Here is a 26050-nt window from a genome sequence, read left to right as displayed (position 1 = left end):
CACCCATGTTGCGCCAGTACCTGCTTCCCGATCCGGGCGAGGGCCTGCTCGAGGCCGAGATCGTCGCGTGGCGCGTCGCCGTCGGTGACGTGATCGAGGTCAACGACGTCCTCGTCGAGATCGAGACCGCCAAGTCGCTCGTCGAGCTGCCGTCCCCCTACGCAGGCACCGTCACCGCGCTGCTCGTCGCCGAGGGCACCACGGTGGACATCGGCACCCCGGTCGTTGAGATCGAGGACGGCGCGCCCGCTGAGGCCACGCCCGCCATCCCGCCGCAGGACGATGCCGACGACGCCGACGAGGCACCAGGCCCCAACCTGGTGGGATACGGCGCGTCCGACACGCCGTCGACACGCCGTCGTCGTCGCCACCAGAGCAGCCCCTCCGAGGTCAACCAGACCAGCGAGGCCCTCTCGGCTGCCTACGGCCAGCACGAGCCCGGCCGTCGCCCCGACGAGGTGCACCCGGCCGAGGCGGTGCACGCGCAGGCCACCGGCGATCCGTTGCCCACGCCGGGCACCGCCCCGTCGGAATCCACCCTGGTGCTGGCGTCGGACCCAGGCGACTCCAAGGCCAAGCCGCCGGTGCGCAAGTACGCCAAGGACCTGGGCGTGGACCTGAGCACCGTGGTGGGCACCGGCCCCGACGGCACCGTGACCCGACGCGACGTCGAGGCCGCCGCCGCATTCAGTTTCCTCGACGAACAGCCCAGGCAGGGCCGGATCATCAACGACCAGGCCAGCTTCCAGGGCACACCCCGCGACTCGCACACCGCCAACGGGGGCGGCTTCGGGCCGACGGAGGGGCTCGGCGGCTTCGACCCGTTCCAGGGCCGCTCGGAGCGGCGGGTGCCCATCAAGGGCGTGCGCAAGGTGACGGCGGAGAACATGGTCCGCTCGGTCAGCACCAAGGTGCACGTCACCGAATGGATCACCGTCGACGTCACCGGCATGATGGATTTCGTCGAGACGCTCAAGGAGCGGCGCGAGTTCGCCGGGCTGAGGGTGTCGCCGCTGTTGGTCTACGCGAAGGCGATCTGCCTGGCGCTGGGCCGCAACCCGGACCTCAACACGAGCTGGGACGCCGACACCCACGAGATCGTCTACCACGCCGACGTGAACCTCGGCATCGCCGCGGCCACGCCGCGCGGTCTGATGGTGCCCAACATCAAGGGTGCGCAGCGGCTGGGCCTGCTGCAGCTGTGCCAGGCCATCAACCAGCTGGTGCAGGTCTCCCGCGAGGGCAAGCTGCAGCCCGGCGACTACGCCCGCGGCACCTTCACCATCACCAACGTCGGCGTCTTCGGCATCGACGCGGGCACGCCCATCATCAACGGCAACGAATCGGCCATCTTCTGCATGGGGGCCATCCAGCGCCGCCCGTGGGTGGTGGGCGAGGGCCACAACGAGCGTGTGGAGCCTCGGTGGGTCACCACCCTGGCCGTCGCCTTCGACCACCGGATCATCGACGGTGAGCAGGGCTCGCGGTTCCTGCACGACGTGGCGTCGATCCTCGCCGAACCGGCCCTGGCGCTGCTCTACTGACACCTGGCAGCGGGCACGCAGAAGGGGCGGAAGCGTAACGCTTCCGCCCCTTCTCTGTGCTGGTGCTCAGACCAGGGGGGTGTCCTCCGCCGGGGCGGCTTCCGTGGTGTCCTGCCTGCTCAGCAGGCCGGCGGCGGCGACGCCGACCTCGAGCACGGCGCGCAGCATCATGATGCCGAACACCGCCAGGCCGGCCGTGCCGAAGAGGGTGATGAAAAGGTCCAGCGGGTACTCGACCACGTAGCTGAAGGACTCGATCAGCTGGAACAGCCACCACACGGCGATGCCGATGGTGCCCACCAGGAAGATCAGTCCGGCGGAGCCGGGCAGCGACGCGCGCTTGAACCCGAAGTCGAACGGGCTGGGCTTCTTCTCCGCGGGGACGGGCGCCGGCCCACCCTGCCACTGGCCGGTGTAGCCGGTGCCGGCGGGGTAGTTGCCCTGCTGCTGGTCCCAGTTCTGCTGCTGGGTCTGCTGCTGCTGCCACGCCTGCTGCTGGTCCCAACCCTGCTGCTGGTTCCAGTCCTGCTGGTTCCAGTCCTGGACGGGCTGCTGCTGCGGTTGGGTCTGGTGCCAGTCTCCCGCGCTGGGCTGCGGCTGGGCCTGGTGCCAGTCTCCCGCGCTGGGCTGCGGCTGGGCCTGGTGCCAGTCTCCCGCGCCGGGCTGCGGCTGGGCCTGCTGCCACTCCTGACCGGCGGCGGGCTGCGGCGGCTGCCCCCACTCGGTGGCGGAGGTCTGGCCCTGCTGTGTCCAGTCGGCCTGCTGCTGCGCCCAGTCATGCTGGGTGGTGGGCTGTTCTGCTGCGCCACTTTCCGGCTTCTGGGGCGGGTAGTCGCCGCCCTGGCCGGTGTTCCACTGTTGGTTAGACATGCAATGAAGTCTGCCACGACCCCGGACCAGCGTCGCGGACGTCATCCGTGCCTGTGCGCGCGCCGTCTCCGGCGTGCGCAATAGTTGACCCATGGCGTCTCCCACCACATTCCGGGTCGACCTCGACGCGATCCACGCAAACCTGGCCACCGTGCGCGAACTGAGCGGCGACCGCGCGATCCTCGCCGCGGTCAAGGCCAACGCCTACGGACACGGGCTGGTGCCGGTGGCGCGCAGCATCCAGGAGCGCGGCTCGGCGGAGTGGCTGGGCGTGGCCCTGACGGCGGAGGCCGAGGAGCTCCGGGCGGCCGGCGTGACGCTGCCCATCCTGAAGTTCACCCCCACCTTCGCCGACGAGCTGCCCGCCGCGCTGCGCGCCGCCGTCACCCTGTCCGTCGGCACGGTCGAAGGCATCGACGAGGCGGCCGCGGCCGCCAAGGCCGGCCGGCTGGTGGCGGACGTGCACCTCAAGATCGACACCGGCATGCGCAGGGTCGGCGCCGAGCCCCGGGACGGCGTCGAACTGGCCCGCCGCATCGTGGATTCGGGGAGCCTGCACCTGGGCGGCGTCTTCACGCACCTGCCCGTCAGCGACGTGTCCGCCGGCGACGACTTCACCCGCTCAGAACTGGCCCTCTTCGACGACGTGGTCGCCCAGATCGAGGGGGCGGTGGCTCCCGTCGAGTGGGTGCACGCGGCGAACTCGGGGGCGGTGCTCGGGCACGACCTCGGCCGCACCACGATGGTGCGGCCCGGCATCATGATCTACGGCTCGTACCCGGACGTCGAGACTCCGCCCAGCCGCGAGCTGCGCGACGTGGGCACCTGGGTCTCCCGGGTGAACTTCGTCAAGCGTGTCGCTGCCGGGGAATCGGTGGGGTACGGCCGCACGTGGACGGCCCCGCGCGACACGTGGATCGCCACCGTCGCCGTCGGGTACGGAGACGGCTACTCCCGCCTCCTGTCCTCCCGCGGACGGATGCTCATCGACGGTCGTTCCTACCCGGTCGTGGGGCGGGTGTGCATGGACCAGACGATGCTCGACCTGGGCCCGGAGGACCCCTCCGTGCGCGTCGGCGACGAGGTGGTGCTCATGGGCACCAGCGGCACCGAGCGGCTGGGCGTCGAGGAGGTCGCCGAACTCATGGACACCATCACCTATGAGGTGACGTGCCTGATTGCGGCGCGCGTGCCCAGGGAGTACTTCGGCTAACCCGTTTCGACGATGCCGCCGCTGAGCTTCCGGCGCCGGCTGGGGAGTTCGGTGAGGGCGTGCATGGCGATCGTGCGCGTGGACCACCCGTCGACCGCGGCACCGACGCCACCGCCCACCAGCGGGATGCGCTTGCCCACCCAGACGCCCAGGCGCTTGCCGGTCATCTGGTTCATGGCGCGGTCCAGGAGGGCCTTGGAGATCTGGTTGTCGAGTTTCGCGTCGAAGACGGGGGCGGTGGCCACCGTGGCGGGGGAGGACGGGATGATGCCCTTCTCCAGCAGGTCTGCGTTCCCGCCGGGGCCCAGCATGACCATCAGGATGGCGGTGCGCACCCGGGGGTCGTCGAGTTCGTAGCCGCGCAGGTGCGCGATGGCCGCCACGAGCCGCGCCTGCAGGAACGAGGCCGCCGCGATGTTGGCCGGGATGGTCAGCAGCGACACGAAGAAGCCGCCCCAGTTGGTGGCGAACCCCTGGCCGCCGGCCATGGCGATGTGGGTGTTGACGAGGCTGCGGATCGCCGCCTCGGAGTCGCCCTGCCTCAGGAGGGTCTGCTTGGCGGAGTGCTTGGCACCGGGCAGTTTCCCCTTGCCCCGGATGGCGAGGTCGAGCAGTTGGTGGAAGACATCGGCGGTCAGGCCCTCAGCCACGGCCACGGCATCGCTTGGTTGCATCATGGAGGCCTCCTTATGGCATTCAGCTTGCCACGCGTGCCAAGCCGAGTCGAGAGCCCGCCGGGCGAACCAGGGACGAACCGGGGGTGCACCGGAGGGGGCGCAATCTGGACCGGCACCTGCAAGACTGGAGTGATGTTGGGCGTCACGTTCGGCCGGCCGGAAGAGTGGCCGAGCCAGGATCTCATCGGCTGGTCCGAGGAGTTCAGTGCTGCCCTGGCGCTGGAGGCCTACCGCTGCGGCGTCTTTCCCATGCCGTTGGGCACCGGCGACGAGGAAATGGGCTGGTGGTCGCCGATGCGACGCGGCATCCTGCCGGTGGAGGGCCTGCACGTCACGCGCTCCCTGCGGAAGAACGCCAAGCGGTACGTCACCACGGTGGATTCGGACCCCGACGCGGTGCTCGCCCGGTGCGCGGACCCGTCGCGGCCGCACGGCTGGATCGACAGCCGCATCAGTACCGCCTACCGCGAACTGTTCGACGCCGGATGGGTGCACACCGTGGAGGTGTGGACCGACGACGGCGCCCTCGTCGGCGGCCTCTACGGCGTGCACGTGGGCGCGATGTTCGCGGGGGAGTCGATGTTCCACGACCCCGTGCGAGGCCGGGACGCTTCGAAGGTGGCCCTGATCCGCCTGGTTACCCAGCTGCGCGACGTCGGGGTCTGGATCCTCGACGTACAGTGGCTCACCGAGCACCTCGGCTCACTGGGGGCCTACGAGATCCCCCGCAACGACTACCTGCGCAAGCTCGCACCCGCCATGGCTTATCCCAGCCTCGAATGGGACAACCTGGGCCCCGTCGCCGGCGAAGACCTGCTCCGCGCCTTCGACGACGGCGCACGGGCGGCACTGCAACTGAGAGGGGAGCGTCGTGCCTGAACTACCAGAGGTGGCGGCCCTGGCCGCCGCGCTCGACGAGAAACTGCGGGAACGCATCATCACCGAGGGCCACCTCGTGAGCTTCGCCGCGCTGAAGACCTTCCGCATCGGCCTCGACGCGCTGGCCGGCCTCGAGGTCACCGGGGTGACGCGGCACGGCAAGTTCGTCGACATCGACGCGCAGGGCGTCCATCTCATCTTCCACCTGGCCCGCGCCGGCTGGCTCACCTGGCACGACGTGGCCCCCACCGTCCCCGCCCGCCGCGGCAAGTCCGGGCTCGCGCTGCGGATGGTGCTGGACGACGGGTCCGGTTTCAGCATCACGGAGGCCGGCACGCAGAAGGGACTGGCCATCTATGTGGTGGAGGATCCCGTCGAGGTGCCCGGCGTCGCCGCGCTGGGCCCGGATCCGCTCGCGCCGGAGTTCACGGCCGAGGACTTCCGTGCTGTGCTCACGCGCGCGGGCCGCTCCCAGCTGAAGGGCGTGCTACGCGACCAGAAGGTGCTTGCCGGCATCGGTAACGCGTACTCCGACGAGATCCTGCACGCCGCGAAACTCAGCGCGTTCAAGGCCGCCAACTCCCTGTCACCCGACGAGGCCGACGACCTCTTCGCCCACCTCCGCGAGGTGCTCCGAGGGGCGCTCGCCTCCGCGGTCGGCACCCCCATCGCCGAACTCAAGGACGCCAAACGCGCCGGCATGCGCGTCCACGGACGCACCGGTGAGGCGTGTGATGTCTGCGGCAGCACCATCGCGGAGATCTCCTTCGCAGACTCGTCCCTGCAGTACTGTCCCGGCTGCCAAACAGGCGGCAAACCCCTGGCCGATCGACGCCTGTCGCGGCTGCTGAAGTAGGAGCCGAATGCTCGAACACGCCATCTGGTGGCACGTCTATCCCCTGGGCGCCACCGGCGCCCCCATCCGCACGGAGCACGGGGCGCCCTCGCCCAGGCTCCGCAAGCTTGACGCGTGGCTGGACTACGCCGTCGAACTCGGCTGCAACGGGCTGCTGCTCGGGCCGGTCTTCCAGTCCGTGTCGCACGGCTACGACACGCTGGACCACTACCGGATCGACGCCCGGCTGGGCGACGACACCGACTTCGACCACCTCGTCGAGCAGTCCCGCGCCCGGGGGATGCACATCATCCTCGACGGCGTGTTCAACCATGTGGCCAGGGAGCACCGCCTCGTCGGCGAACGCCCTGAACTGGTCAGGTGGGAGGGCGACCGGCCGAAGGGGTGGGAGGGGCATGACGCCCTCGTCGAACTGGACCACGGCAACCCGGAAGTGCTCGACCTCGTCGTCGACATCATGCTGCACTGGCTGCGGCGTGGCATTGCGGGCTGGCGACTGGATGTCGCCTATGCGGTGCCCGCGTCGTTCTGGCGCGCGGCCGCCGAACGGGTCCGCGCGGAGTTCCCGGATGCCGTCTTCGTCGGCGAGGTCATCCACGGCGACTACCTCGGCTTCATCGGGGAGTCCACCTTGACCACGCTCACGCAGTACGAGCTGTGGAAGGGGATCTGGAGCTCCCTCACGGATGTCAACGGGTGGGAGTTGGCGCACGCCATCGAACGGCACGCGGTCTTCGCCGAGCGCTTCCTCCCCAACACGTTCCTCGGCAACCACGACGTCAGCCGCATCGCCACCCGCGTGCCGAGGGCCACGACGGTGGTGCCCTACCTGCTGATGGCCCTGCCCGGCGCGCCCAGCATCTACTACGGCGACGAGCAGGGTTTCACGGGCACGAAGACCGAGACCTGGCACGGCGACGACGAGATCCGCCCGCCGCTGCCGGAAACCCCCGCCGGGCTCTCCAGCCTGGGCGCCCACATCTGGCACCACTACCGCGCGGCCGTGGCGCTGCGCCGCAGGCATCCATGGCTGGCCACAGCCTCTGTCGAGGTGCTGGACAAGTCCAACGAGCACCTCACCTACCGCGTGTACGACGGGGGTCGCGCGCTCACCGTCGACCTCGACCTGGCCACGCCCGGCGTCCGGGTCACCGGAGAGGGCGAACACCTCCACATCGTCGCCCTCGCCTAGCTAACTAGCGACCCCCCACATTCCTCGCCAGGTCAGCCAACGCGAGTCACGTTCTGGAGCCATAAGTCCCTCGGGCCATTCATGATGAGGTTCTCCAGAGTCGCCACGGTTTCGCCTGTCGTTGGATCGAAGTGGGAGACTGACCAACTCCTACGCCCGTCCGGGAGGTCTGTGAAGTGGAGTGAGTAGAGCCCTGTAGCATCAAGCAGCCAGCGAGCGGTGGTCGTCAGGGGTCGAAGTTCACTGACGATGCCGTCGACAGGGTCCACCTCCCAGAGATGGTCGTCACTGATCCAGTAGAGCAGGCCCCCAATCGTTACTAGCCCATCAGGCCCACGCGATCCCGTGGCCCAAGACCGAACTGCGGTTTGTGAGAGCCCCGAGAGTCGAACGCTCCGCACCGCCTGAGTGCTCGGGCTCAATATCAGAAGTTGGGCTGCGCCCTTCTCATTCGCGGTGAGGGCAACAACGTTGTTATCCCATCCAGTCACCCCCCAGAGGGCATCGTTAGGCACTGTCGGTCCAAAAGTTGCGAGGGAGGGATCTGGTCCTAACTCGGTTAGTGTGCTGGAGGACTCGGCGATGTCCGTCCCGGCGAATCCGTAGACCCTGTTCTCCACCCAGGCCACACCTTCCGTGACCACTCTCGGAACCTCCCACGTCCGCGCCCCGGCGCCATCAACGATCGCGAATGCCCATCGATAGGCATCATCTGTCTGGTACCCGTTGATCGACAGTAATACGCGCTCATCGTGCACCTCGACTGCTTGCGTTGCCCCATATTCGAATGGTGCAGGCCAACTCTCTAGCGAATGGCCCCAGCGCCATATGCGATCATGTCCCAGCCAGACGAGCTCGGTGCCACTGGAGGTAATGGTTGACTGCTCTTCAGGGGTAAACGAAACGTTGGTGACGGATGTCCCTTGCGGGTCTGTGATGAGAACGGCTCCGCTCTTTCCGTCCACAGATTCACCCGCCCCCATGTTTGTGAAGAGGAGGGCATACCCCGGCCCTGGGATAGCCGACGGTTCGGACACTGGACTGCTGGTGGCGAAGTCATCGGGTGAAACGACATCGTCGCTGTGGCACCCGGACACGATGCACACCCCGATCCCACCAAGGAGGGACCGGCGGCTGACGAAGGGGATCACGCGCGTTCCAGGTAGCGATTCACGGCGCTCAACGGAGTGTTGACAAGGTCGACCGGATATACGCCCATATTCGTGCTCTTGTTTCCGTCGAGATCAACGTTATCCGTAGAAGCGTACATCCAGGCCGCCCACACCAGCGATGAGCAGTTGTGACTTGAGCACCAGACGCACTTGTTGAACGCGAAGTTGTCGTTATAGCTAGGGTTGCGGCTGAGCATGGTTGTACCGAAGGTGGCCGCACGTTCAGCCATGTTGGTGGACTGTCCGATCACTCGGCGAACATGCGCAATCCCGTACTGTGGGTGGTGCTTAAGTCGGCTATAGCTTTGGTCGATTCTCCGAATTCCAATTTTGTCCTTACCCCCCACCATGTGAACCGCTGCGCATTGCTCCACGAACAGTGTGTTGTGCCCATGTCGGACAATGTTTTTAGCATAGGAATAAGTGTAGAGTCCGGGTGCTGAACAGCCGAGCTTTACCCAAACGGTGCCGGGATCGTCACCGGCCAGGCTGTCGCCGCTACTCATCTCGCCCAATGTCCGGTGCCGAAGCCTCGGTCAGGCTCTCCGCACCGGCGAGGTCCCGGGCCGAGGCAGAGTCCGTATATAGGTCTTCTACGATGGAGGACCGAGTACGTCCGGTCGTCCGTTCCATCTCCTGAATTCGGCTTTCCAGATCCTCTCTGGCAAGTCCAGGGTTGACGCGCAGGACTTCCTGGAGTTTGGAGTCTGTGGAGTCGTCCGCCAGGGCAATCGATGGTGCCAGAGACACGACAGCGAACAACGCAACGGCGATCAATTTCCTCATGCGGCGAACGTATCATCCCATTGTTTTGAGCCTACTCAGGGGTGGGCTTAATCCGGGCCCCACAAGTCTTGCGTAGCCACGCTTATGGTGTGTCGTTGAGACTTGTTCATGTTTCCGGTCGAATTCGGTCCCGAATCTGGTTGAGAGCTTCGGTAAAGATCTGGCAAGGATGGTCGCGGGAACACGTCATTTCAGGCTGTTTCTGGCCGTGGGCCGGGCCCCTCTCCGTCTGGCGTGCTGCACGCGGCCTCCAGCGCGGCTCTGCGGCTCAGGTACGCCGTACAGGGCTCTTCCGACTCGGTGATGGGCAAGGGCTGAAGCGGCGCGCTCCTCACTCCGGCCTCGATGGCCAGAGCCACGCCCTACGATGGCCTAATGGGCAAGCGTGACAAGGTCGAACGAACCGCCAATAAGGTCGAGCGGCACCCCGCTGCCGTGATCGCCGCCTCAGCGGGGCAGGTCGTCAACGGGATCGTGCACATCATCATCGGCCTGATCGCCGTCGGTATCGCGCTCGGGAGCGGCGGGTCCGCAGATCAGAGCGGCGCCATGCGTGCCATCGACGCCTCTCCGGTGGGGTCGATCGCGCTGTGGGTGGCAGGCATCGCCATGTTCGCCCTGGCTCTCCACTCCTTCGCGGAGGCGGCCACCTCCGTCCGGCGCGAACCCTGGCAGGCCGCGCGCGCCGCAGGCCGGGGCATCGCGCATGTCGCCGTCGGTAGCGTCGCCGTCGTCTACGCCACGGGCGGCAGCACCGACGGCGAGGAATCCACCGATTCGTTCAGCGCCACCCTGATGCAGTCGACGTGGGGTTCCTGGCTGCTCGCCATCATCGGCCTGGTGATCCTCGCCATCGGCGTGGGCATGGTCATCGGCGGCCTCCGCAAGTCCTTCCTCGAGCATGTGGACGTCACCGGGCGCACCCGCCGCGTGTTCACCGCGCTCGGGATGACCGGATACCTGGCCAAGGGGGTGGCCGTCGGCGTGGTGGGCATCCTGTTGGTGGTGGCGGTGCTGAGCCGCGACGCCGATGAGGCGGGTGGGCTCGACGGAGCGCTGAAGAAGCTCACGGAACTGCCGTACGGCACTGCGCTGCTGATCGAGATCGCCGTGGGCGTCATCGCCTACGGCATCTTCTGCTTCGCCCGGGCCAGTGCCCTCGCCAACACCCGCCGCCGCAGCTGAGCGGTTCACGGCATGCAAGAAGGGCCCGGCGAGCCGGGCCCTTCTTCCATCGGGGTCAGCCCCAGATGCCGGCGTTGCGCTTCTCAGTGGCGTTGTAGCCGTCGGCGATGTTGCCGAGGAGCACGGGCATGCGCTGCACGATGTCCTGCTGGCGCTTGGCCGACTGATCCCACTGGATCTGCACTTCCTGGTAGGAGTTGCGGGCGTTGTCATCCCACTGCCCGAGGGACGACGACAGCTCGCCCTTCAGGTCCTCGAGGAGGCTGGTGAGTTCGCGGTGCGCGGCCGAGAGGTTGCTGATGCCTTCCTGCAGGCCGGCAACAGAGTAAATGGTTGAGTCGCTCATGAAAATCTCTCCTGGTCAGTTCTGGTCAGCGGCCGTCAGCCGATGAGTCCGGCGATCTGGTTGGCGGTGGCCTGGTTCTCTTCTTCACGCACGCCGTACTCGCGCAGCGTTTCGACCAGCTGGCCGTGGATCTTGTCGAGACCGGCCTTGACCTTCTCGAACTCCGTGTCGAACTGGCGGTAGCCGTTCTGGAAAGCGGTGGACGCATTGCCGTGCCAGCGCGAGGCGAGGTCGCTCATCTGGCCCTGGAGGCGGTTCTGCAGGTTGTGGATCTGCTGGTGCTTGGCCTCAATCTGCTGCGTCGCCTTCTGCATGGCAGCGCGGTCTACGGACTTGTCGCTCATGATTCATTCCCTTCGACGTCGAGCCACTGTGGCCCTGTAAGAGCCACAGGGGAAGTTCCTCGTGGCTGCGGTGGTGTCTCCCGAAACCCTAGGCTGCGGAGAGGGTCACTTAGCGCGGCCCGAGACACATTCAAGTAGGGATACCTATTCCCGGTGGGTGACGGGATGGGGGACCTCATCCTGCGGGCTCAACATGGTCGCGCCCGAGGGCCACCCCGCTGGGCAGCCCCGAACGGATCAGGTTCAGCAAGCCCCCCGTGACAGGCAGCGGCGTGGCCTCGCCGTAGCCCAGTGCCTGGCGTGCCCCTATCGTCGGGATGCCGTAGCCCCGGCCGTTGAGCAGCAGGGTGGCGGCGGCCTCGTCGGTGCCGGCCTCGCCGTTGCGCAGTAGCGCGCCCTTCAGCGGCGGCAGGTCGATGTGGTCGATGTACTTGCCGGTGGGGGCGCCCAGCTGGCGTTGGTCGAGCGCGGGTGTGGTCTGGCCCATCGACACCGACACCCTGTCCGGCGTCTCCGCGCTGAAGGTGGCACACACGGAGGCGTCCCGGCCGCTCTCGTAGCCGGGCGGGGCCTTCGGCTGGTACATCGGGATGCCGCCCTCGGTGATCGACTCGAGGTCTTCGATCAGGTAACCCGACAGGTCACGCTCTGAGATGGCGCCCACCTCTTGGGTGAAGTCCCTGTTCTTCTCGTGGAACAGCAGCTTCGCCTCCAGGTAGGAGATCTGGGCCAGGCCGTCGTTCAGCTGGACGAAGTAGCGCACCGGGTTGCTCCCGGTGACCGCCACCACGTCGCCGATGGTCTTGCCCTGGTAGGCCTTCACCGGGGTGTCGCCGTAGCCCGTGATCTGCGGTGGGTTGATCGGTGCCCCCATCGGCAGCGCATAGATCCAGGAGTTGCCCGGCTCCACCTCGGGCACGTCGAAGGAGACGACGCCCCCGCTGCCCCGCGCGCTGTACAACTCGTGGCTCTGGCCGCCCGAGACGAGGTACCGGGTGCCCTCGCTGGCCTTGGCGATGAAGCTGTAATCCATGCTGGAGGCCTCCGTCGCCCCGAACTGGAGGGTGAGGTAGCGGCCGCGACCCATGGGTTCGGTGGAACACAGGCGCAACGGGAACGACGCCAGGTCCTTGGCCGCCGGTAGCTGCGGGGGAGCGCCGGGGATGCCCTGACGCGGCTGCATCTCCGTGCCGACGAGCGCCTCGGTCTTCACGTCGATGATCCGGGGCGGGCCGCCGGGGTCGTCGCCGGCGGCAAGTAGCCGGGCTGTCGCCACGTCGGTCACCGGGATGACGAGCTTGTTCGTGTGCGCGAAGAGTTGGCCCGACTGGACGTCGTTGAGGATGACGTTGTCCTGATCGCGCCACGATTCGTTGGTCACACCACCGCGCAACAGCCCGATCAGCGCGGTGCCGGCCAGCAGGACCACGCCCAGGAGGACGGAGACGAAGGTCGCCGTGCTCACCCGCCTGAGCGGCGGCGTGGGGTCATCGGGGTCGCGGTCCACGAAGGCCGCGATCATGCGGCGCGAGGTGAAGGCGTGCGCCTTCAGAAGGTCCTTGCGAGTCGCCATCGATGTCCTGCGTGTGTCCGGGCCGGGGGTCGGGGGCAACTGTAGCCGCCGTCGGGCGCATGCCGGCGGTGTGCAGCGGCGGGCGTGGACCGCTGCACGTCCTAGAGTGGGCGCTCGGAGGAGGTCAGATGCTGCGGAGGACCAACGGCTACGCGCTGCAACGGCGGGCGCGCTCGACGCGATTCCTGCCCATGGTCGTCGCCTGGCAGATCGTGCTGGTGATCGTGGCCCTGCTGGTCGTCCAGCGCTCCGCGTGGGCGTTGGCCACGGCCGGTGCCGTGCTGCTCGTCGCCATCCTGATGAGCCTCCCCGTCAACGGGCGCTCGATCCCGGCCACGCTGAAGCTGCGCTCCGCGTTCCGGCAGAGGGCGCGGCGGTGGGTGGAGCACCCCGAGCATGCGTCCGGGCTGGTCCCGCTCGCGCAGTGGCTGCCCGGCCTCGAACTCACCCAGATCAAGGATGCCCACGACGGCGACATCGGCGTCACCGCGGACGGCGGATCCTGGTCCGGCATCCTCGAGGTCACGGCAGACCACACCCTGTTCACGGACCGCGGCGCCGAACTCGACCTCGACGCGCTCGGCGCGCTCACCCGGCAGGACGACGTCGCCTTCGCCGGCGTCCAGGTCGTCACCCTGACGGTTCCTGCGCCGTCAGGGGCGATGCTGCCGGCGGGGTCACCCGCGCTGGAGGCCTACCGCGAGATCATCCCCGGCACCCCGCCACCGGCATTGCGCCGCACCTGGGTGGCGCTCCGCCTCGACCCGCGGCTCTGCCTGGAGGCGGTCGGCCGACGGGGCGACGGCCAGACCGGCGTGTTCGCCACCCTGCGCTTCGGGCTCCACCGCGCCCAGGCGCTCCTGAAGCGGCAGGGCATGCTCACCGCTCCACTGGACCCCCACGGGATCTCCGACGTGCTGACGCTCACCTCCGGAGCCTCTCCCGCGCCCGCGGAGCCGCGCAGCCGCGAGGAGTGGTCGGCCTGGTTCGGCGACGGCCTCGTGCATGAGACCCGCGCCCTGGGCGGATTCGGGGCCTCGCCCAGCGCCGCCTACCAGCGGGTGCTGGACGTGGTGGCGAAAGCTCCGGCCATGATGGCCGTCACCTCGTTCACCGTCAGCCCCGGCCGCCCGCCGGAGGGCGCGGTGCGCCTCGTGACGGCCAGCCTCGAACAGGCCATCGCCGCAGACGACTTCATGGTGTCCAAGCTCGACGGCGTGGTGAAGCTCGCCCCGCTGGGCGGCGTGCAGGTCCCCGGTCTGCTGGCCACCGTCCCCCTCGGAAGGCGGATCGACGAGTGAGCGAGATCTCGTTCCAGGCGCTCGCGCCGGAGAAGGCCATCGAACAGCAGCTGCCCACGATGTCGACGGGGCCCGCAGGGCTGCTGCTCGGCTCCGGCCCCGGCGGGCCGGTGACCATGCGCCTGTTCCGCCCGGAGCCCACCCGCGTGTACCTGGCCGTGCCGGAGTACCTGCGGTGGCTCGTGGCGTTCCGCGCCATGTGCATCGGCGCGCACCTGTCCGTGATCGCGACAGACCACCGTCGCTGGCTCACGTTGGCGGACACCGTCCGGGCCTGCGGGGGCACGATCGACGTGTTGAACACCCCGGAGAACCTGCCGGGACAGGGTCGCCCCTTCCGACCGAGCCTGATCATCGACGAGACGGGCGCCGTGGGCACCACCGCGCGGTTGGGTGCCTGGCAGGCCGTCGCCATCGTCGGCGACCCGTCGTCGCCCAAGGCCATCGCGGACCTGCGGGTGTGCGAGATGGCGATGGTGTCGCCGCTGGGCCCCAAGAGCGGGGAGAACCTCCGCCGCGCCTATGCGTTGCAGTCCGGCCAGGTGAAGGCCGTGACGGACCTCGACGAGTCCGAGGTGGTGCTGGCGTCGGTGCGCCGCGTCGTGAAGGTCCGCGTGCCACCCTCGCCGACGGAGTACCGCCTGTTGTTCCAGTCAGGCCCCGCCTGAGCGGCCCGGCGAGCCTCAGAGCAACGTGCTGAAGTAGGCGTACAGGTTCAGCACGCCCAACAGGGCCGGCACGATGCCGATGATCGCGAGCCACTCCAGCACGTCGCCCCACCGGCCCCACGTGGGGGCCAGGATGCGCTGGTACCACGAGGCCGAGTAGTGGGCGAAGACGTAGGTGAGTGCCAGGGCGACCGCGAAGAGCGTGACCATGCCGCCCAGCGACTGCACGGGGCCGGTGGCGACGGCGTACAGGCTGATGACCACGGTGATCGCGCCGCCGAGCAGCAGGCCGAGCCGCTGGGTGAAGCCGACGAACGCGCGGGCGCGCAGCAGGTAGGCGAACCCGATGCACAGCATCAGCAGCGTCGACCAGAGCGTGCCCTGGCTGATCACCACGAAGGCGGCGAGGACGGCGACCACCGACATGGCGGCCAGCATCGCCCCCAGCAGCCTGTCGGCGAACAGCGCCCGCTTGACGATGTCGGACTGCACGGGGGTCTCGTCCGCCAGGATGCCCTCCGTGGTGGTGGGCAGGTTCGGCAGGGCCACGCCCGCGATCCGGTAGGACAACGGCGGCAGGTAGGCCGTCAGGAACGAGGAGATGGTCACCACGATGGCCGCCACCTCCACGTCGTGACCGGGGAACAGCAGCATGAAGCTGGAACCGACGACGATGAGCAGTGCGGCCAGGGCGGCGCTGAACAGCGGCATGGGCTGCACGTTCGCGGCCAGCGCGCAGACGGCGGAGGCGATCAGCACGAGGCTCGCGGCCAGGATGATGCGCACCGCGAGCGGCACGATCGCGGACATGGGGTCCGGCAGGAACCAGCCGGCGATGCCGGCCAGCGCCACGCTGCCCCAGGCCAGGGCCGCGGCGGTGCGCCGTTCACCGGCGGCACGGGCCAACGCGATGGCACCGATCGCCGCGGCGAAGCTCAGGAAGCCGGTGACCCCGACGGCCAGGGCCATGGGAAGCCGGAGCGACGGGTCGAAGCGGGCCTCGGCGAGGTCGATGGGCTTCTGGCCGAGGATGACCAGCAGCGGGATGCCGATGAGGGCCAGCAGCATCAACGTGATGCCCATGCGTTGGGAGTGCTTCGCCTGCCAGGAGGGGCGGGAGTTGGTGGCGCCGGCCACGGCGTCCACGACATCGTCGAACGCGGCGTCGGGGATGGCGCTCTCGCGCTGGCGCAGGTGGAGCGTCTCCCCGTCGCGGATCCCCAGCTTGTGCACCGGCGTGTAGAGGTCGAACGGGTCTGAGCCGAAGCGCTGCAGCACCCAGGCGTGCACGGCGTCGGTGGGGTTGTTCGACTCCAGGCCGGAGAACCGCAGGATGCTCGGGAGCAGTTCGCTGAGGGACACGGAACCGGGCAGTGCGAGGTCGACGCGACGGCTGCTGGAGATAACCGTGACGCGCGACAGATCTTCCTCGGCCGTGGTGTTCACGTCGGATACCTTAACCGGCCGGGGGCGCACGGGCGCCGGCTTGCCCCTGGAGTCCATTAAGTTAGGCGCTCATGGGCCAGATCACGTTCCACCGGCCGAAGCGCGTGTCGCCCCCGGCGATGCCGCGCGGAGACCTGTTGCTGGAGTCACCGCCGGAGATCCCCCCTCCGGCGGCGTCGAAGCCGTTCGGCAACCTCCTGCGCATGCTCCCGATGGTCGCGGGTGGCCTCGCAATGGGCCTGATGATGTTCAACATGGGCGGCATGGGCGGTGGCCGCGGCGCGCTCGGCGGCGTGATCGGCGGCCTCTACGCCGTCTCGATGATGGGCATGATGCTGTCCCAGGTGGGCCGGCAGAACGACGACCAGTCGGCGCAGCTGGACGCCAACCGCCGCGACTACTTCCGCTACCTGGCCCAGGTGCGCAAGAACTTCGCGAAGACGGCCGACGAGCAGCGGGAATCCGTGGCCTACCGCCACCCGTCGCCGGATTCGCTGTGGACCATCGTGGGCGGCATGCGCATGTGGGAGCGACGCCCAGACGCGGAGGATTTCGGCTCGGTCCGGGTCTCCGTCGGCCGGCAGCAGTCGGCCAAGCGGATCACGCCGCCGGAGTCGCAGCCCATCGAGGACCTCGAGCCGCTCACCACCGGAGCGCTGCGTCGGTTCATCCGCACGCACCGTGTGATCCAGTCCGTGCCGCTCGCGGTGGACCTGCGCGGCTTCCGCGCGGTCCAACTCGTGGGCGACGAGGAGGACTGCCGGGCGCTGGCCAGGGCCATGGTGGCCCAGTTGGTGGCCTGGCACGCGCCCTCCGACGTGTCGCTCATGGTGGCGGCTGACCCGGCCCACCAGGCCTCCTGGCAGTGGGTGAAGTGGCTGCCGCACCTCCAGCACCCCACCGAGGCTGACGGCGTGGGCCCCGTCCGGATGTTCGCCACCGCGGCCGGCGAGCTCTCCCAGATGGCCACCTCGGCGCAGAACGGCGACAACCCTCCGTCGCTGGCGGTCATCGTCTCCGACGGCGTGGAGGGCGTGGCGTCGCAGCAGTTCGTCACCCCGGACACCAAGGCCGTCACCATCGAGGTCACCGGCAACCGTGAAGTGCCCCGGTCCCTGGAACTGGGCGTCGCGGTGTTCGAGGTGCGCGGCGACACCGTCGTGCTGCACCGCCGCACCACCCGCACGCCGCACGCCCAGACGCCGTTCGGGCGGCCGGACAACGTGCCCGTCGTCTACTGTGAGATGCTCGCCCGCGCGATGGCGCCCTACCGGATGCCGGAGCTCGCCGCTGGGCAGGCCGCCGACGACGGGCCCGCCGAGGTCGTCTTCGCGCCGCCGAAGGACTACCCCGCAATGCTGGGGGTGGGCGATCCGCTCACGCTCGATCCCCGCGTCTCGTGGCGCCCGCGGCCCCTGCGCCAGCACCTGCGCATCCCGTTCGGCACCGCCGACGACGGCAGCGCCGTCGAGCTCGACATCAAGGAGTCGGCGCAGGGCGGCATGGGGCCGCACGGTATCTGCATCGGCGCCACGGGCTCCGGCAAGTCCGAGTTCCTGCGCACGCTGGTGCTGGGCCTGGCGATGACCCACTCCACCGAGCAGTTGAACTTCATTCTGGTCGACTTCAAGGGCGGCGCGACGTTCCTCGGCCTCGAACACCTGCCCCACGTCTCTGCGGTGATCACCAACCTGGAGGGTGAGCTCGGCCTGGTGGACCGCATGCAGGACGCCATCAGCGGCGAACTCGACAGGCGCATGGAACTGCTGCGGGCGGCGGGCAACTTCAAGAACCGTGAAGACTACGAGGCCGCCCGGCAGAACGGGGCGGACATGCCGCCGATGCCGAGCCTCTTCATCGTCGTGGACGAGTTCTCCGAGCTGCTGTCGGCCCGCCCCGAGTTCATCGACCTGTTCGTGCAGATCGGCCGGGTCGGCCGGTCCATAGCGGTGCACCAGCTCCTCGCGTCGCAGCGGCTCGAGGAGAACAAGTTGCGCGGCCTGGACACCTTCCTCAGCTACCGCATCGCGCTGCGCACGTTCTCGCCCGCGGAGTCGCGCACCGTCATCGGCGTGCCGGACGCCTACGAGCTCCCGACGCCGCCCGGCAACGGCTACCTCAAGTACGACACCACCGGTATGACCCGCTTCAAGGCGGCCTACGTCTCCGGTCCCTGGCACGGCAACGCAGACCCGGTGGCGACGCCGCTGCAGCACAGCCCCCTCGACGACCTCGTGATCGAACCACGCTCCTGGACGCCCCCCGTGCTCGAGTTCACCGCTGACTACGTGATGCCCGTGACGCCCCCCGCGCCGGAACCGGCTGTGGCGCCGGCGCGTGCCGCGGCCCCGGCGGAGGACCCCGTCGAGGATGAGGACGACGACGAGACGCTGCTCAGCATCGCGGTGGGCCGCTTGAAGGGCCACGGCTGGCCCGCGCACAAGGTGTGGCTGCCGCCGCTCGACGTGCCGCCGGCCATGGACCAGCTGCTGGGTGGGCTGGCCGAGGTCGAGGGCCGGGGCCTGCAGGTGGCGGACCCGCAGCGGCGGGCGAGGCTCCAGGCCCCCGTCGGGCTCATCGACCGGCCGCGTCAGCAGCGGCGCGACCCCTGGTGGATCGACTTCTCCGGCTCGGGCGGCAACCTCGGGGTCGCCGGCGGGCCGCAGTCCGGCAAGTCGATGGCGCTGCGTGCCGCCATCGCGGGCCTGTCTCTGACGCACACGCCGGAGGAGGTGGGGTTCTACATCCTGGACTTCGGCGGTGGGGCGCTCACCTCGATGCGCGACCTGGCGCACATCGGCTCGGTCACCGGCCGGCTGGACGTCGACCGCGTCCGGCGCACCGTCGCGGAACTGATGTCGCTGCGCTCGGCGCGCGAGGCGCAGTTCGGCGAACTGGGCATCGACTCCATGACCACCTACCGCCAGGGCCGCCGCGACGGTTCCATCCCCGCAGACAGGTTCCCGACGGATGTGTTCCTCGTCGTGGACGGCTGGGCAACGCTGAAGACCGAGTTCGAGAACCTCGAACCGCAGATCCAGACGCTCGCCAACAGCGGCCTCGGCTTCGGCATCCACCTGTGGGTGAGCGCCACGAAGTGGATGGAGGTGCGGGCGGCGACCAAGGACGCGCTGCAGTCCAAGATCGAACTCAAGCTCGGCGACGCCTTCGACTCCGAGGTGGACCGGAAGCTGCAGGGCGCGATCCCCACGGGCCGGCCGGGCCGCTCCATCACCGCAGGCGGGCTGCACGCGCTCGTCGGCCTGCCGCGAGTCGACTCGGTGGAGGACGCCGACGACGTCGCCACCGGGCAGCGCCAGTTCATCGAGGCGGTGAACCAGGCCTGGAAGGGGCCGCGCGCCGCCGAGGTGCGGATGCTGCCGGAGAGCCTCGAGATCAACGAACTGCCCGCGATCGGCCACGACCCGGCGGACCGCCGGATCCCGTTCGCCATCGACGAGTTGGAGCTGTCGCCGGTCTTCCTGGAGACGATGACCGAGCCGCACCTGGTGGCCTTCGGCGCCCCGGAATCCGGCAAGTCGAACCTGCTGCGCCTCATCCTGAAGGGCATCACCACGCGCTTCACGCCGCAGGAAGCCAAGATCATGATCGTCGACTACCGCCGCTCGCTGCTGGGCGAGGTGGAGACGCCGCACCTCATCGGCTACTACCCGTCGGCCTCCGCGGCCACGCCCATGCTGCAGCAGACCGCGGAGGCGGTCCGCGCGCGGCTCCCAGGGCCGGACGTGACGCAACAGCAGCTGCGCGACCGCTCCTGGTGGACCGGCGCCGAGGTGTTCCTGATCGTCGACGACTACGAACTGGTCGCCACCCAGTCCGGCAACCCGATGGCGGTGTTCTCGGACCTGATCAACCAGGCGGGCGACATCGGCCTGCACATCATCATGACCAGGGCCTTCGGCGGCGCGAGCCGTGCCGTGTTCGGTGACCCGTTGATCACGAAGATGAAGGACGCCGTCAACCCGGCGCTGATCCTCAGCGGCAACAAGGAGGAGGGCAAGCTCTACGGCGACGTGCAGGGCTCGCCCATGCCCCCCGGCCGCGGCACGTTGGTCACCCGCACCTTCAAGGGCCTCATCCAGACGGCGCACCTGCCCCGATCCGAGACCTGAGGCACCGGGCGGGGGTCAGCGGGCCTGGCGGCGGGCCGCGGCGGGGATCGCGATCGCGGCCACCACGCCCAGCCCCACCATCAGCACGGCCCCGACGGCGACCCCCAGGCCCAACACGGGCATGCGGGCGTCGACGGGCTCGGGTTCCGGCGTCGGTGCAGGCGGGGGGGCGAACTCAGCGGCCTCGCTCGACATGGGCGCGGGGCGGGTGTCCAGTACGGCCCGCAGGGGGTTGACGATGCCCCAGCCCAGTTGGGCGTCGGGCGCGGTGGCCGGGGGCGGGTCCGCCGTCAGCTGCAACCGGGTGAGGAGCTCCGCGGCGGAGGCCCGCTCGCGACCCGTCGCCGCGTCGTACTCGAGCATCAACGCGATGACGCCGCTGACGATCGGCGCGGCGAACGACGTGCCCGTGTCCAGGTGGAAGGCCTGGTTCGCCGTCGTGGCGTTGCGGTCGTCCTGCGAGGGGGCCAGCCCGACGATGCCGGCGCCGGGGGCGCCGATCTCGACGCGAGACCAGGCGTAGGACTGGGGGTGCGCCGATTCCTGCTCCGTGCTCATCCCGACGGAGATCACGCCGGGGAACGAAGCGGGGAACAGCGGGCCGACGTTCTGGTCACCGTTGCCCGCCGCGGCCACCACGACGATGCCGGCGCTCAGCGCCCGGTGGATGGCAGCCTCGAACTCGTCGAAGAAGGGCACGTTACGCTGCACGGTGAGCGACAGGTTGATGATGTCGACCTGGGCGTCGACGGCGGCGTTGACGGCGCGCACCGCAGGCTCCAGCGATTCCGGGGCAGGTGCCTGTTGCCCCTCGTCGGGTTGCACCGCGGAATGGGCCAGGGCCCGGTACGCGAGCACCTCCACGTCCGGGGCGATGCCGGCGAAGTTCGTCAGTGGATGGACCGTGCTGCCGTCCGGCCGCAGCCCGGCCGCCAGCAACGAGGTGACGAACGTGCCGTGCAGGCAGTCCACCTTCACCTTCTTGTCGCGTTCGTCGTCAGAGACCCCGACGAAGTCGAAACCCTGGACCTGGTCCGGATCGAAGTACAGGCTGCCGGCCGTGCTCACGCCGGTGTCGATCACGGCCACCGTCACGCCCTTGCCGGTGGCGAGGCGCCAGACCTCATCCATGTTGAGGCGCTGGAGGTGCCACGCGTCGAGCAGTTGTCCCTCAGGGGTGGGCTGGTTGATCTCGCAGCGGGTGGGCCGGAAGACATCGGCCTCCTCGGCGGATGCCCCGACGGCGGCGTTGGACAGCAGGATGCCCGCCGTCATCGCGGCCGCGGTGGCGCGCCAGAGGTATCGCTTCACGCGGGTCAGGGTAGTCGCCCGCGGGGCCAGCGCGAATCTGGCTCCCCCATTTCGGATCTGGTTGGCGGGCGCGGGCGCGGAAGGGGGAGGATGGGGACGTGCTCGGATACTTCGGTCCCGCAGGGACGTTCACCCATCAGGCGTTGCGCATGATCACCGACGAAGAGGCGGTGGCGTTCTCGAGCGTGCGCGAGGCGCTGGATGCGGTGCGCCACGGTGAAGTCAGCGGCGCCGTCGTGCCCATCGAGAACTCCGTCGAGGGCGGGGTGTCGGCCACGCTCGACGAGCTGATCGCCGGCGAGCCGCTCGCCATCCGTGCCGAGATCGTGATCCCCGTCGAGTTCGGGCTCTATGCCCGTGAAGGCACCCAGCTCGCCGACGTGCGGCAGGTGCTGACCCACGGGCACGCCGCGGCCCAGTGTCGTCAGTGGCTGGCGGAGAAGGTGCCCCGGGCGCAGGTCACGGAGGCGGGCTCGACGGCCGGCGCGGCTGCGGAGGTCGCACGCCCGGAGTCGCGCTACGACGCGGCCGTCTGCGCGCGCGTGGCCGGCGACACCTACGGCCTGACCGAACTGGCCTACGCCATCGAGGACAACCCGGGTGCAGTGACCCGCTTCGTCGAGGTGGGGAAGGCCGGGCCGGTCGCCCGGCGCACGGGCGCCGACAAGACCACGCTGGTCGCCTACATGCGCGAGGACCACTCGGGTGCCCTGCTGGAGATCCTCGAGCAGTTCGCCGTGCGCGGGGTGAACCTGACCCGGATCGAGTCGCGCCCGACGAAGACCACGCTGGGGTCCTACTGCTTCTCGATCGACGTCGAGGGGCACCTGCACGACAAGCGCGTGGGCGAGGCCCTCGAAGGCCTGCACCGCGTCTGCCCCCGCGTCCACTTCCTGGGTTCCTACCCGCGGGCCGATGAGTCGCGGCCGAAGGTGGGCGACGGTTTCACCGATGACTCGTACGACGCGGCCGCGGCCTGGGTGGAGAGCCTCGGCCTGCCGTTCTTGCCCTGAGCCAGGCGCCCGGCGCCTGGTCGAGGGGGCCTAGGCCGACACGACCCGCGCAACGCCGGGCAGGACCTCGAACCGGATGGCGCTGACGGCGCCGATGACGTCGCCGTCGACCTGGTAGGGCACCAGGCAGTCACAGTTGACGACCACGTCGCGTGCCACCCGTCGGTCGACGAACGGCTCGCGCCTGGTGCGCAACAGCACGCCCGCCATCATGCGCAGCACGTCGCGTGAGTGACGCGGCGAGGCGACCAGCAGGTTGAGCAGCCCGTCGGAGGCGTCCGCGTGGGGGAGCAGCCGCACTCCGGCACGGAGCTCGCCCAGGTTCCCCACCTGGACGAGCGAGGCGTCGCGCAGCAGCACCTCGCCGTCGACGGCGATCCTGCTGCCCACCGGCCTGGCCCGCACGTGGCGCAGCCCGGCGAGCACGTAGCCCAGTTGTCCCAGCCGCTTGAGCCGGGCCGTGGCGTCGGTCACGACGGCTGCGTCCGCGCCCAGCCCCGCCATCACCGCGGCGTAGCCCTGGGCGTCGGTGTCCAGATTCGTGTAGCGCAGAAGGTCGAATGGGCGGGGCGTGCCGTCGAGCGCCTTCACCAGCGCAGGGCGCAGCCGCAGCGGGAGCCGGAGGTTACGCGCCAGGAGGTTCCCGGTGCCGGAGGGCAAAAGCCCGACGGGGACGTCTGTTCGGCGCAGCGCCGCCAGCACCATCCGCACGGTGCCGTCGCCGCCTGCCACGAGCACCCGGTCGACGCCGGCCTCGAGGGCTGCCCCGGCCTGCCCGGTGCCCGGGTCCTCGGGTGTCGTCAGCAGGTACCGGGCCGCAGGCAGGCCGCGGGCGCTGAGTTCGCCGTCGATGATCGCGCGGAAACGCTCACTCCGGCGCACCGAGGCGGGATTGACGACGACCGCGACCCGCATCTACGCCCGCCGCGGCCGCTTGACGAAGAACCAGGGCAGCATGGCGACCGCCAGGACGAACGCGGTGACGGCCCAGGCCCAGCCGAAGCCGAGGATGTCGGCGATGGCCCCGGCCAGCAGGGTGCCGGCGATGGAGCCGAGGTCTGTGGCCATGGAGTAGGTCGAGAGCGCCTGGCCGCCGTTGCGGTTCGACCCGATGAGATCTGCCAGCAGCGCCTGGGAGGCGGGGGCGATGAACGCCGCGCCGGCGCCGGCCGCTGCCGAGAGGATGAAGAACCAGGTGAGGGTGTCGAACCAGCCGAACGGGAGCGTGACAAGGGCGGAGAGGCCCAGGCCGACAACCAGGAACGGGCGCCTGCCCAGCCTGTCGATCAGCCGCCCCGTGGCCTGTTGGGTGATCGCGTTGCCGACGGCGAACAGCGTCAGCGCGATGCCCGCGGCCGCCGCGCCGATGGTGGGGACCGCCGCCGCCATCAGGGGGAGCAGCGCGATGCGCACGCCGAAGTTGGCCCAGCCGTGGGCGAAGCCGGTCACCAGCAGCGCCCGGTAGTACGGCAGGGCCATGGCCTCGCTGAGCGTCATCCTCGGCTGCGCCTGCCCCGGCACCTCGGGCGCGCCTGTGTCGCGGCGCAGGAACACCATCACCACGAGCACCGAGGCGAAGACGGCAGCGGCGTAGAGGAAGAACGGCACGCGGAGGCCCAGGCCGGACAGGGCGGAGCCGAGGATGGGGCCGAAGATGTTGCCCAGCAGGAAGGCCGAGCCGTACAGCGACGACGTGTGGCCGCGCTGCCCGGGGGGCGACAGCCGCACCAGTAGGCCCATCGACGACACCGTGAACATGACCGAGCCGATGCCGCCCAGCCCGCGGAACAGCAGCAGTGTCCAGTAGTCGGGTGCCAGGCCGCTGAGTGCGCTGGAGAGCGCGACGATGCTCAGGCCCAGCAGGTAGATGCGGCGTTCGCCGAACTTGCCGATGAGGGCGCCGCCGGCGGGCGCGAAGATGAGGCGCACGAACGCGAAGACCGACACGATCGCGGAGGCGGCCATCACGCCCACGTCGAAGGACTTGGCGAACTGGGGCAGGATCGGCGCGACGATGCCGAACCCGAGCGCGATGAGGAACGCGGCTGCCACCAGCACCCAGATCTCCGCCGGGATGGGCTCCCTACGTGTCGCCTTAGCCACTCTTCGCCTCTCCTATGGGGGCCACGAAACTGACCACGTTCACCCTATCCCCGGGGGGAAGTGCCACGCCCTGCCGTACTCGGCTGGGAGTGGAACCCGAGTTGGGCACACCGCCCGCGTCCCGGGGGGAGGCCGGTGCTCGCTAGAGTTGGGCGCATGATTGATCCCAAGTGGCTTCGCGTCGATCCCGATCGCGTCCGACGCTCCCAGGCCCTGCGTGGCGCCTCGGTCGAGCTTGTCGACGACCTCATCGCGGCGGACGAGTCCCGACGCTCCTCGATCGCGTCGTTCGAGACGCTGCGGGCGGAGCAGAAGGCCATCGGCAAGGACGTCGCCAAAGCCAAGGGTGAGGAGAAGGCGACGCTGATCGCGCGCACCCAGCAGCTGGCGGCAGACGTCAAGCGCGCCCAGGCCGACGCCGACGAGGCGGGCAACCGCTTCGACGAGCTGATGAAGCAGGTGGGCAACCTCGTGATCGACGGCGTGCCTGAGGGCGGCGAGGACGAGGGCGTGATCATCGAGACCGTGGGCACCCCGCGCAACTTCGCGGCCGAAGGCTTCGAGGCCCGCGACCACCTGGAGCTCGGCGAAATGCACGGCGCCATCGACATGGAGCGCGGTGCCAAGATCTCCGGATCGCGTTTCTACGTGCTGACGGGCTTCGGCGCGCAACTCGAGATCGCGCTGCTGAACCTGGCGATGAGCAAGGCAGCCGAGTGGGGCTTCACGCCGATGATCCCGCCCGCGCTGGTGCGCCCGTCGGCGATGGAGGGCACCGGCTTCCTGGGCCAGGCCGCCCAGGACGTCTACCACCTGCCCGCAGACGACCTGTACCTCGTGGGCACCTCCGAGGTCGCGCTCGCCGCCTACCACTCCGACGAGATCCTCGATGCGGGAACCCTGCCGCGTCGCTACGTGGCGTACTCACCGTGCTTCCGTCGCGAGGCAGGCTCCCACGGCAAGGACACCCGCGGCATCTTCCGCGTGCACTGGTTCGACAAGGTGGAGATGTTCGTCCACTGCGATCCGGCCGACGCCGAGGAATGGCACCAGAAGCTGCTCGGCTACGAGAAGGATTTCCTCAACGCCCTCGAAGTGCCGTTCCAGGTGCTCGATGTCGCCTCGGGGGACCTCGGGCTGAGCGCGGCCAGGAAGTTCGACTGCTACGCCTGGCTGCCCACCCAGAACCGGTACCGCGAGGTCACCTCCACCTCCAACTGCACTGAATTCCAGGCCCGCCGGCTCGGCATCCGGGGCCGGTTCGAGGACGGCGTGCGCCCCGTCGCCACCCTCAACGGCACCCTCTGCGCCATGACCCGCATCATCATCATGCTGCTGGAGAACCATCAGCAGGCCGACGGCTCCATCCACGTACCGGAGGCGCTGCGCCCGTACCTCGGTGGCCGCGACCTGATCACCCCGCCTGCTTCCTGAGGAT

The 26050-nt window shown here is 69.3% G+C and carries 23 protein-coding genes; 11 read left to right on the top strand and 12 right to left on the bottom strand.

What is annotated here, in order from left to right:
- Window positions 1-5 precede the first annotated feature (5 nt).
- Entirely contained in the window at window positions 6-1544 is a 1539-nt protein-coding gene (locus H5393_RS12850) for a dihydrolipoamide acetyltransferase family protein (RefSeq protein ID WP_209455177.1), read from the top strand.
- Between the two features lie 66 nt (window positions 1545-1610).
- On the opposite strand, the gene H5393_RS12845 is transcribed toward H5393_RS12850, so the two are convergent.
- Window positions 1611-2414, bottom strand: a complete 804-nt coding sequence (locus H5393_RS12845) for a DUF4282 domain-containing protein (protein WP_182766992.1) — start codon at window positions 2412-2414, stop codon at window positions 1611-1613.
- A 91-nt stretch (window positions 2415-2505) separates the two neighbouring features.
- On the opposite strand from H5393_RS12845, the gene alr reads away from it, so the two are divergent.
- Entirely contained in the window at window positions 2506-3627 is a 1122-nt protein-coding gene (gene alr, locus H5393_RS12840; protein WP_182766991.1) for an alanine racemase, read from the top strand.
- Here the strand turns inward: alr and H5393_RS12835 are convergent.
- Window positions 3624-4304: an EcsC family protein gene (locus H5393_RS12835; RefSeq protein ID WP_182766990.1), complete on the bottom strand. Its 681-nt coding sequence runs from the start codon at window positions 4302-4304 to the stop codon at window positions 3624-3626. The genes alr and H5393_RS12835 overlap by 4 nt on opposite strands.
- A gap of 132 nt (window positions 4305-4436) precedes the next feature.
- On the opposite strand from H5393_RS12835, the gene aat reads away from it, so the two are divergent.
- Genes aat through H5393_RS12820 form a run of 3 tightly spaced genes read left to right on the top strand, consistent with a single transcriptional unit; the run spans window position 4437 to window position 7231 of the window.
- Complete coding sequence (gene aat / locus H5393_RS12830) at window positions 4437-5183, top strand: leucyl/phenylalanyl-tRNA--protein transferase (protein ID WP_182766989.1); 747 nt, start codon at window positions 4437-4439, stop codon at window positions 5181-5183.
- The gene (locus tag H5393_RS12825; RefSeq protein ID WP_182766988.1) at window positions 5176-6039 is read left to right on the top strand and encodes a DNA-formamidopyrimidine glycosylase family protein; all 864 of its coding nucleotides are present in this window, start codon (window positions 5176-5178) and stop codon (window positions 6037-6039) included. Before aat ends, H5393_RS12825 begins: the two co-directional genes overlap by 8 nt.
- A 7-nt stretch (window positions 6040-6046) precedes the next feature.
- Window positions 6047-7231, top strand: a complete 1185-nt coding sequence (locus tag H5393_RS12820) for an alpha-amylase family glycosyl hydrolase (protein ID WP_182766987.1) — start codon at window positions 6047-6049, stop codon at window positions 7229-7231.
- Window positions 7232-7263: 32 nt separating this feature from the next.
- On the opposite strand, the gene H5393_RS12815 is transcribed toward H5393_RS12820, so the two are convergent.
- The 3 genes from H5393_RS12815 to H5393_RS12805 form a co-directional block, all read right to left on the bottom strand.
- Window positions 7264-7989 (bottom strand): hypothetical protein, encoded by a 726-nt coding sequence (locus tag H5393_RS12815; protein ID WP_182766986.1) that lies wholly within the window; start codon window positions 7987-7989, stop codon window positions 7264-7266.
- A 389-nt stretch (window positions 7990-8378) separates the two neighbouring features.
- A complete protein-coding gene (locus H5393_RS12810; protein WP_182766985.1) occupies window positions 8379-8909 on the bottom strand; it encodes a hypothetical protein in 531 nt (176 codons plus the stop codon).
- Window positions 8902-9189 (bottom strand): hypothetical protein, encoded by a 288-nt coding sequence (locus H5393_RS12805; RefSeq protein ID WP_182766984.1) that lies wholly within the window; start codon window positions 9187-9189, stop codon window positions 8902-8904. The genes H5393_RS12810 and H5393_RS12805 overlap by 8 nt, the downstream gene beginning before the upstream one ends.
- Before the next feature lie 375 nt (window positions 9190-9564).
- Here H5393_RS12805 and H5393_RS12800 point away from each other — a divergent pair, with 375 nt between their 5' ends.
- Window positions 9565-10374: a DUF1206 domain-containing protein gene (locus H5393_RS12800; protein ID WP_182766983.1), complete on the top strand. Its 810-nt coding sequence runs from the start codon at window positions 9565-9567 to the stop codon at window positions 10372-10374.
- 55 nt (window positions 10375-10429) lie between these two features.
- Here H5393_RS12800 and H5393_RS12795 read toward each other — a convergent pair whose 3' ends face one another.
- From H5393_RS12795 to eccB, 3 genes are all read right to left on the bottom strand, one after another.
- Window positions 10430-10720, bottom strand: coding sequence for a WXG100 family type VII secretion target (locus tag H5393_RS12795; RefSeq protein WP_076062476.1), 291 nt, complete (start codon window positions 10718-10720; stop codon window positions 10430-10432).
- 35 nt (window positions 10721-10755) lie between these two features.
- Window positions 10756-11064 (bottom strand): WXG100 family type VII secretion target, encoded by a 309-nt coding sequence (locus tag H5393_RS12790; protein ID WP_076062478.1) that lies wholly within the window; start codon window positions 11062-11064, stop codon window positions 10756-10758.
- A gap of 175 nt (window positions 11065-11239) precedes the next feature.
- Complete coding sequence (gene eccB / locus H5393_RS12785; RefSeq protein WP_182766982.1) at window positions 11240-12637, bottom strand: type VII secretion protein EccB; 1398 nt, start codon at window positions 12635-12637, stop codon at window positions 11240-11242.
- Window positions 12638-12765: 128 nt separating this feature from the next.
- On the opposite strand from eccB, the gene eccE reads away from it, so the two are divergent.
- Together eccE and H5393_RS12775 are read left to right on the top strand one after the other, a co-directional pair.
- Window positions 12766-13938 (top strand): type VII secretion protein EccE, encoded by a 1173-nt coding sequence (gene eccE / locus H5393_RS12780; protein ID WP_182762911.1) that lies wholly within the window; start codon window positions 12766-12768, stop codon window positions 13936-13938.
- Window positions 13935-14606 (top strand): hypothetical protein, encoded by a 672-nt coding sequence (locus tag H5393_RS12775; protein ID WP_182766981.1) that lies wholly within the window; start codon window positions 13935-13937, stop codon window positions 14604-14606. Before eccE ends, H5393_RS12775 begins: the two co-directional genes overlap by 4 nt.
- A 15-nt stretch (window positions 14607-14621) precedes the next feature.
- Here H5393_RS12775 and eccD read toward each other — a convergent pair whose 3' ends face one another.
- The gene (gene eccD / locus H5393_RS12770; RefSeq protein WP_182766980.1) at window positions 14622-16052 is read right to left on the bottom strand and encodes a type VII secretion integral membrane protein EccD; all 1431 of its coding nucleotides are present in this window, start codon (window positions 16050-16052) and stop codon (window positions 14622-14624) included.
- A gap of 71 nt (window positions 16053-16123) precedes the next feature.
- On the opposite strand from eccD, the gene eccCa reads away from it, so the two are divergent.
- Window positions 16124-20185: a type VII secretion protein EccCa gene (gene eccCa / locus H5393_RS12765; RefSeq protein WP_182766979.1), complete on the top strand. Its 4062-nt coding sequence runs from the start codon at window positions 16124-16126 to the stop codon at window positions 20183-20185.
- Window positions 20186-20200: 15 nt separating this feature from the next.
- Here eccCa and H5393_RS12760 read toward each other — a convergent pair whose 3' ends face one another.
- Window positions 20201-21496 (bottom strand): S8 family serine peptidase, encoded by a 1296-nt coding sequence (locus tag H5393_RS12760; RefSeq protein WP_182766978.1) that lies wholly within the window; start codon window positions 21494-21496, stop codon window positions 20201-20203.
- Window positions 21497-21594: 98 nt separating this feature from the next.
- On the opposite strand from H5393_RS12760, the gene pheA reads away from it, so the two are divergent.
- Window positions 21595-22509 (top strand): prephenate dehydratase, encoded by a 915-nt coding sequence (pheA, locus tag H5393_RS12755; protein ID WP_182766977.1) that lies wholly within the window; start codon window positions 21595-21597, stop codon window positions 22507-22509.
- Between the two features lie 30 nt (window positions 22510-22539).
- Here pheA and H5393_RS12750 read toward each other — a convergent pair whose 3' ends face one another.
- Both H5393_RS12750 and H5393_RS12745 read right to left on the bottom strand, forming a co-directional pair.
- Window positions 22540-23424, bottom strand: coding sequence for a diacylglycerol kinase family protein (locus H5393_RS12750; protein ID WP_182766976.1), 885 nt, complete (start codon window positions 23422-23424; stop codon window positions 22540-22542).
- Entirely contained in the window at window positions 23425-24612 is a 1188-nt protein-coding gene (locus H5393_RS12745) for an MFS transporter (protein WP_182766975.1), read from the bottom strand.
- A 156-nt stretch (window positions 24613-24768) separates the two neighbouring features.
- Here H5393_RS12745 and serS point away from each other — a divergent pair, with 156 nt between their 5' ends.
- Complete coding sequence (gene serS / locus H5393_RS12740) at window positions 24769-26046, top strand: serine--tRNA ligase (RefSeq protein WP_182766974.1); 1278 nt, start codon at window positions 24769-24771, stop codon at window positions 26044-26046.
- Window positions 26047-26050: the final 4 nt, after the last annotated feature.

This window comes from Tessaracoccus sp. MC1756, assembly GCF_014164735.1.
Classification (GTDB): Bacteria; Actinomycetota; Actinomycetes; order Propionibacteriales; family Propionibacteriaceae; genus Arachnia.
Note: the sequence above shows the minus strand (reverse complement) of the source record. Positions and strands in the feature narration are given on the sequence as shown.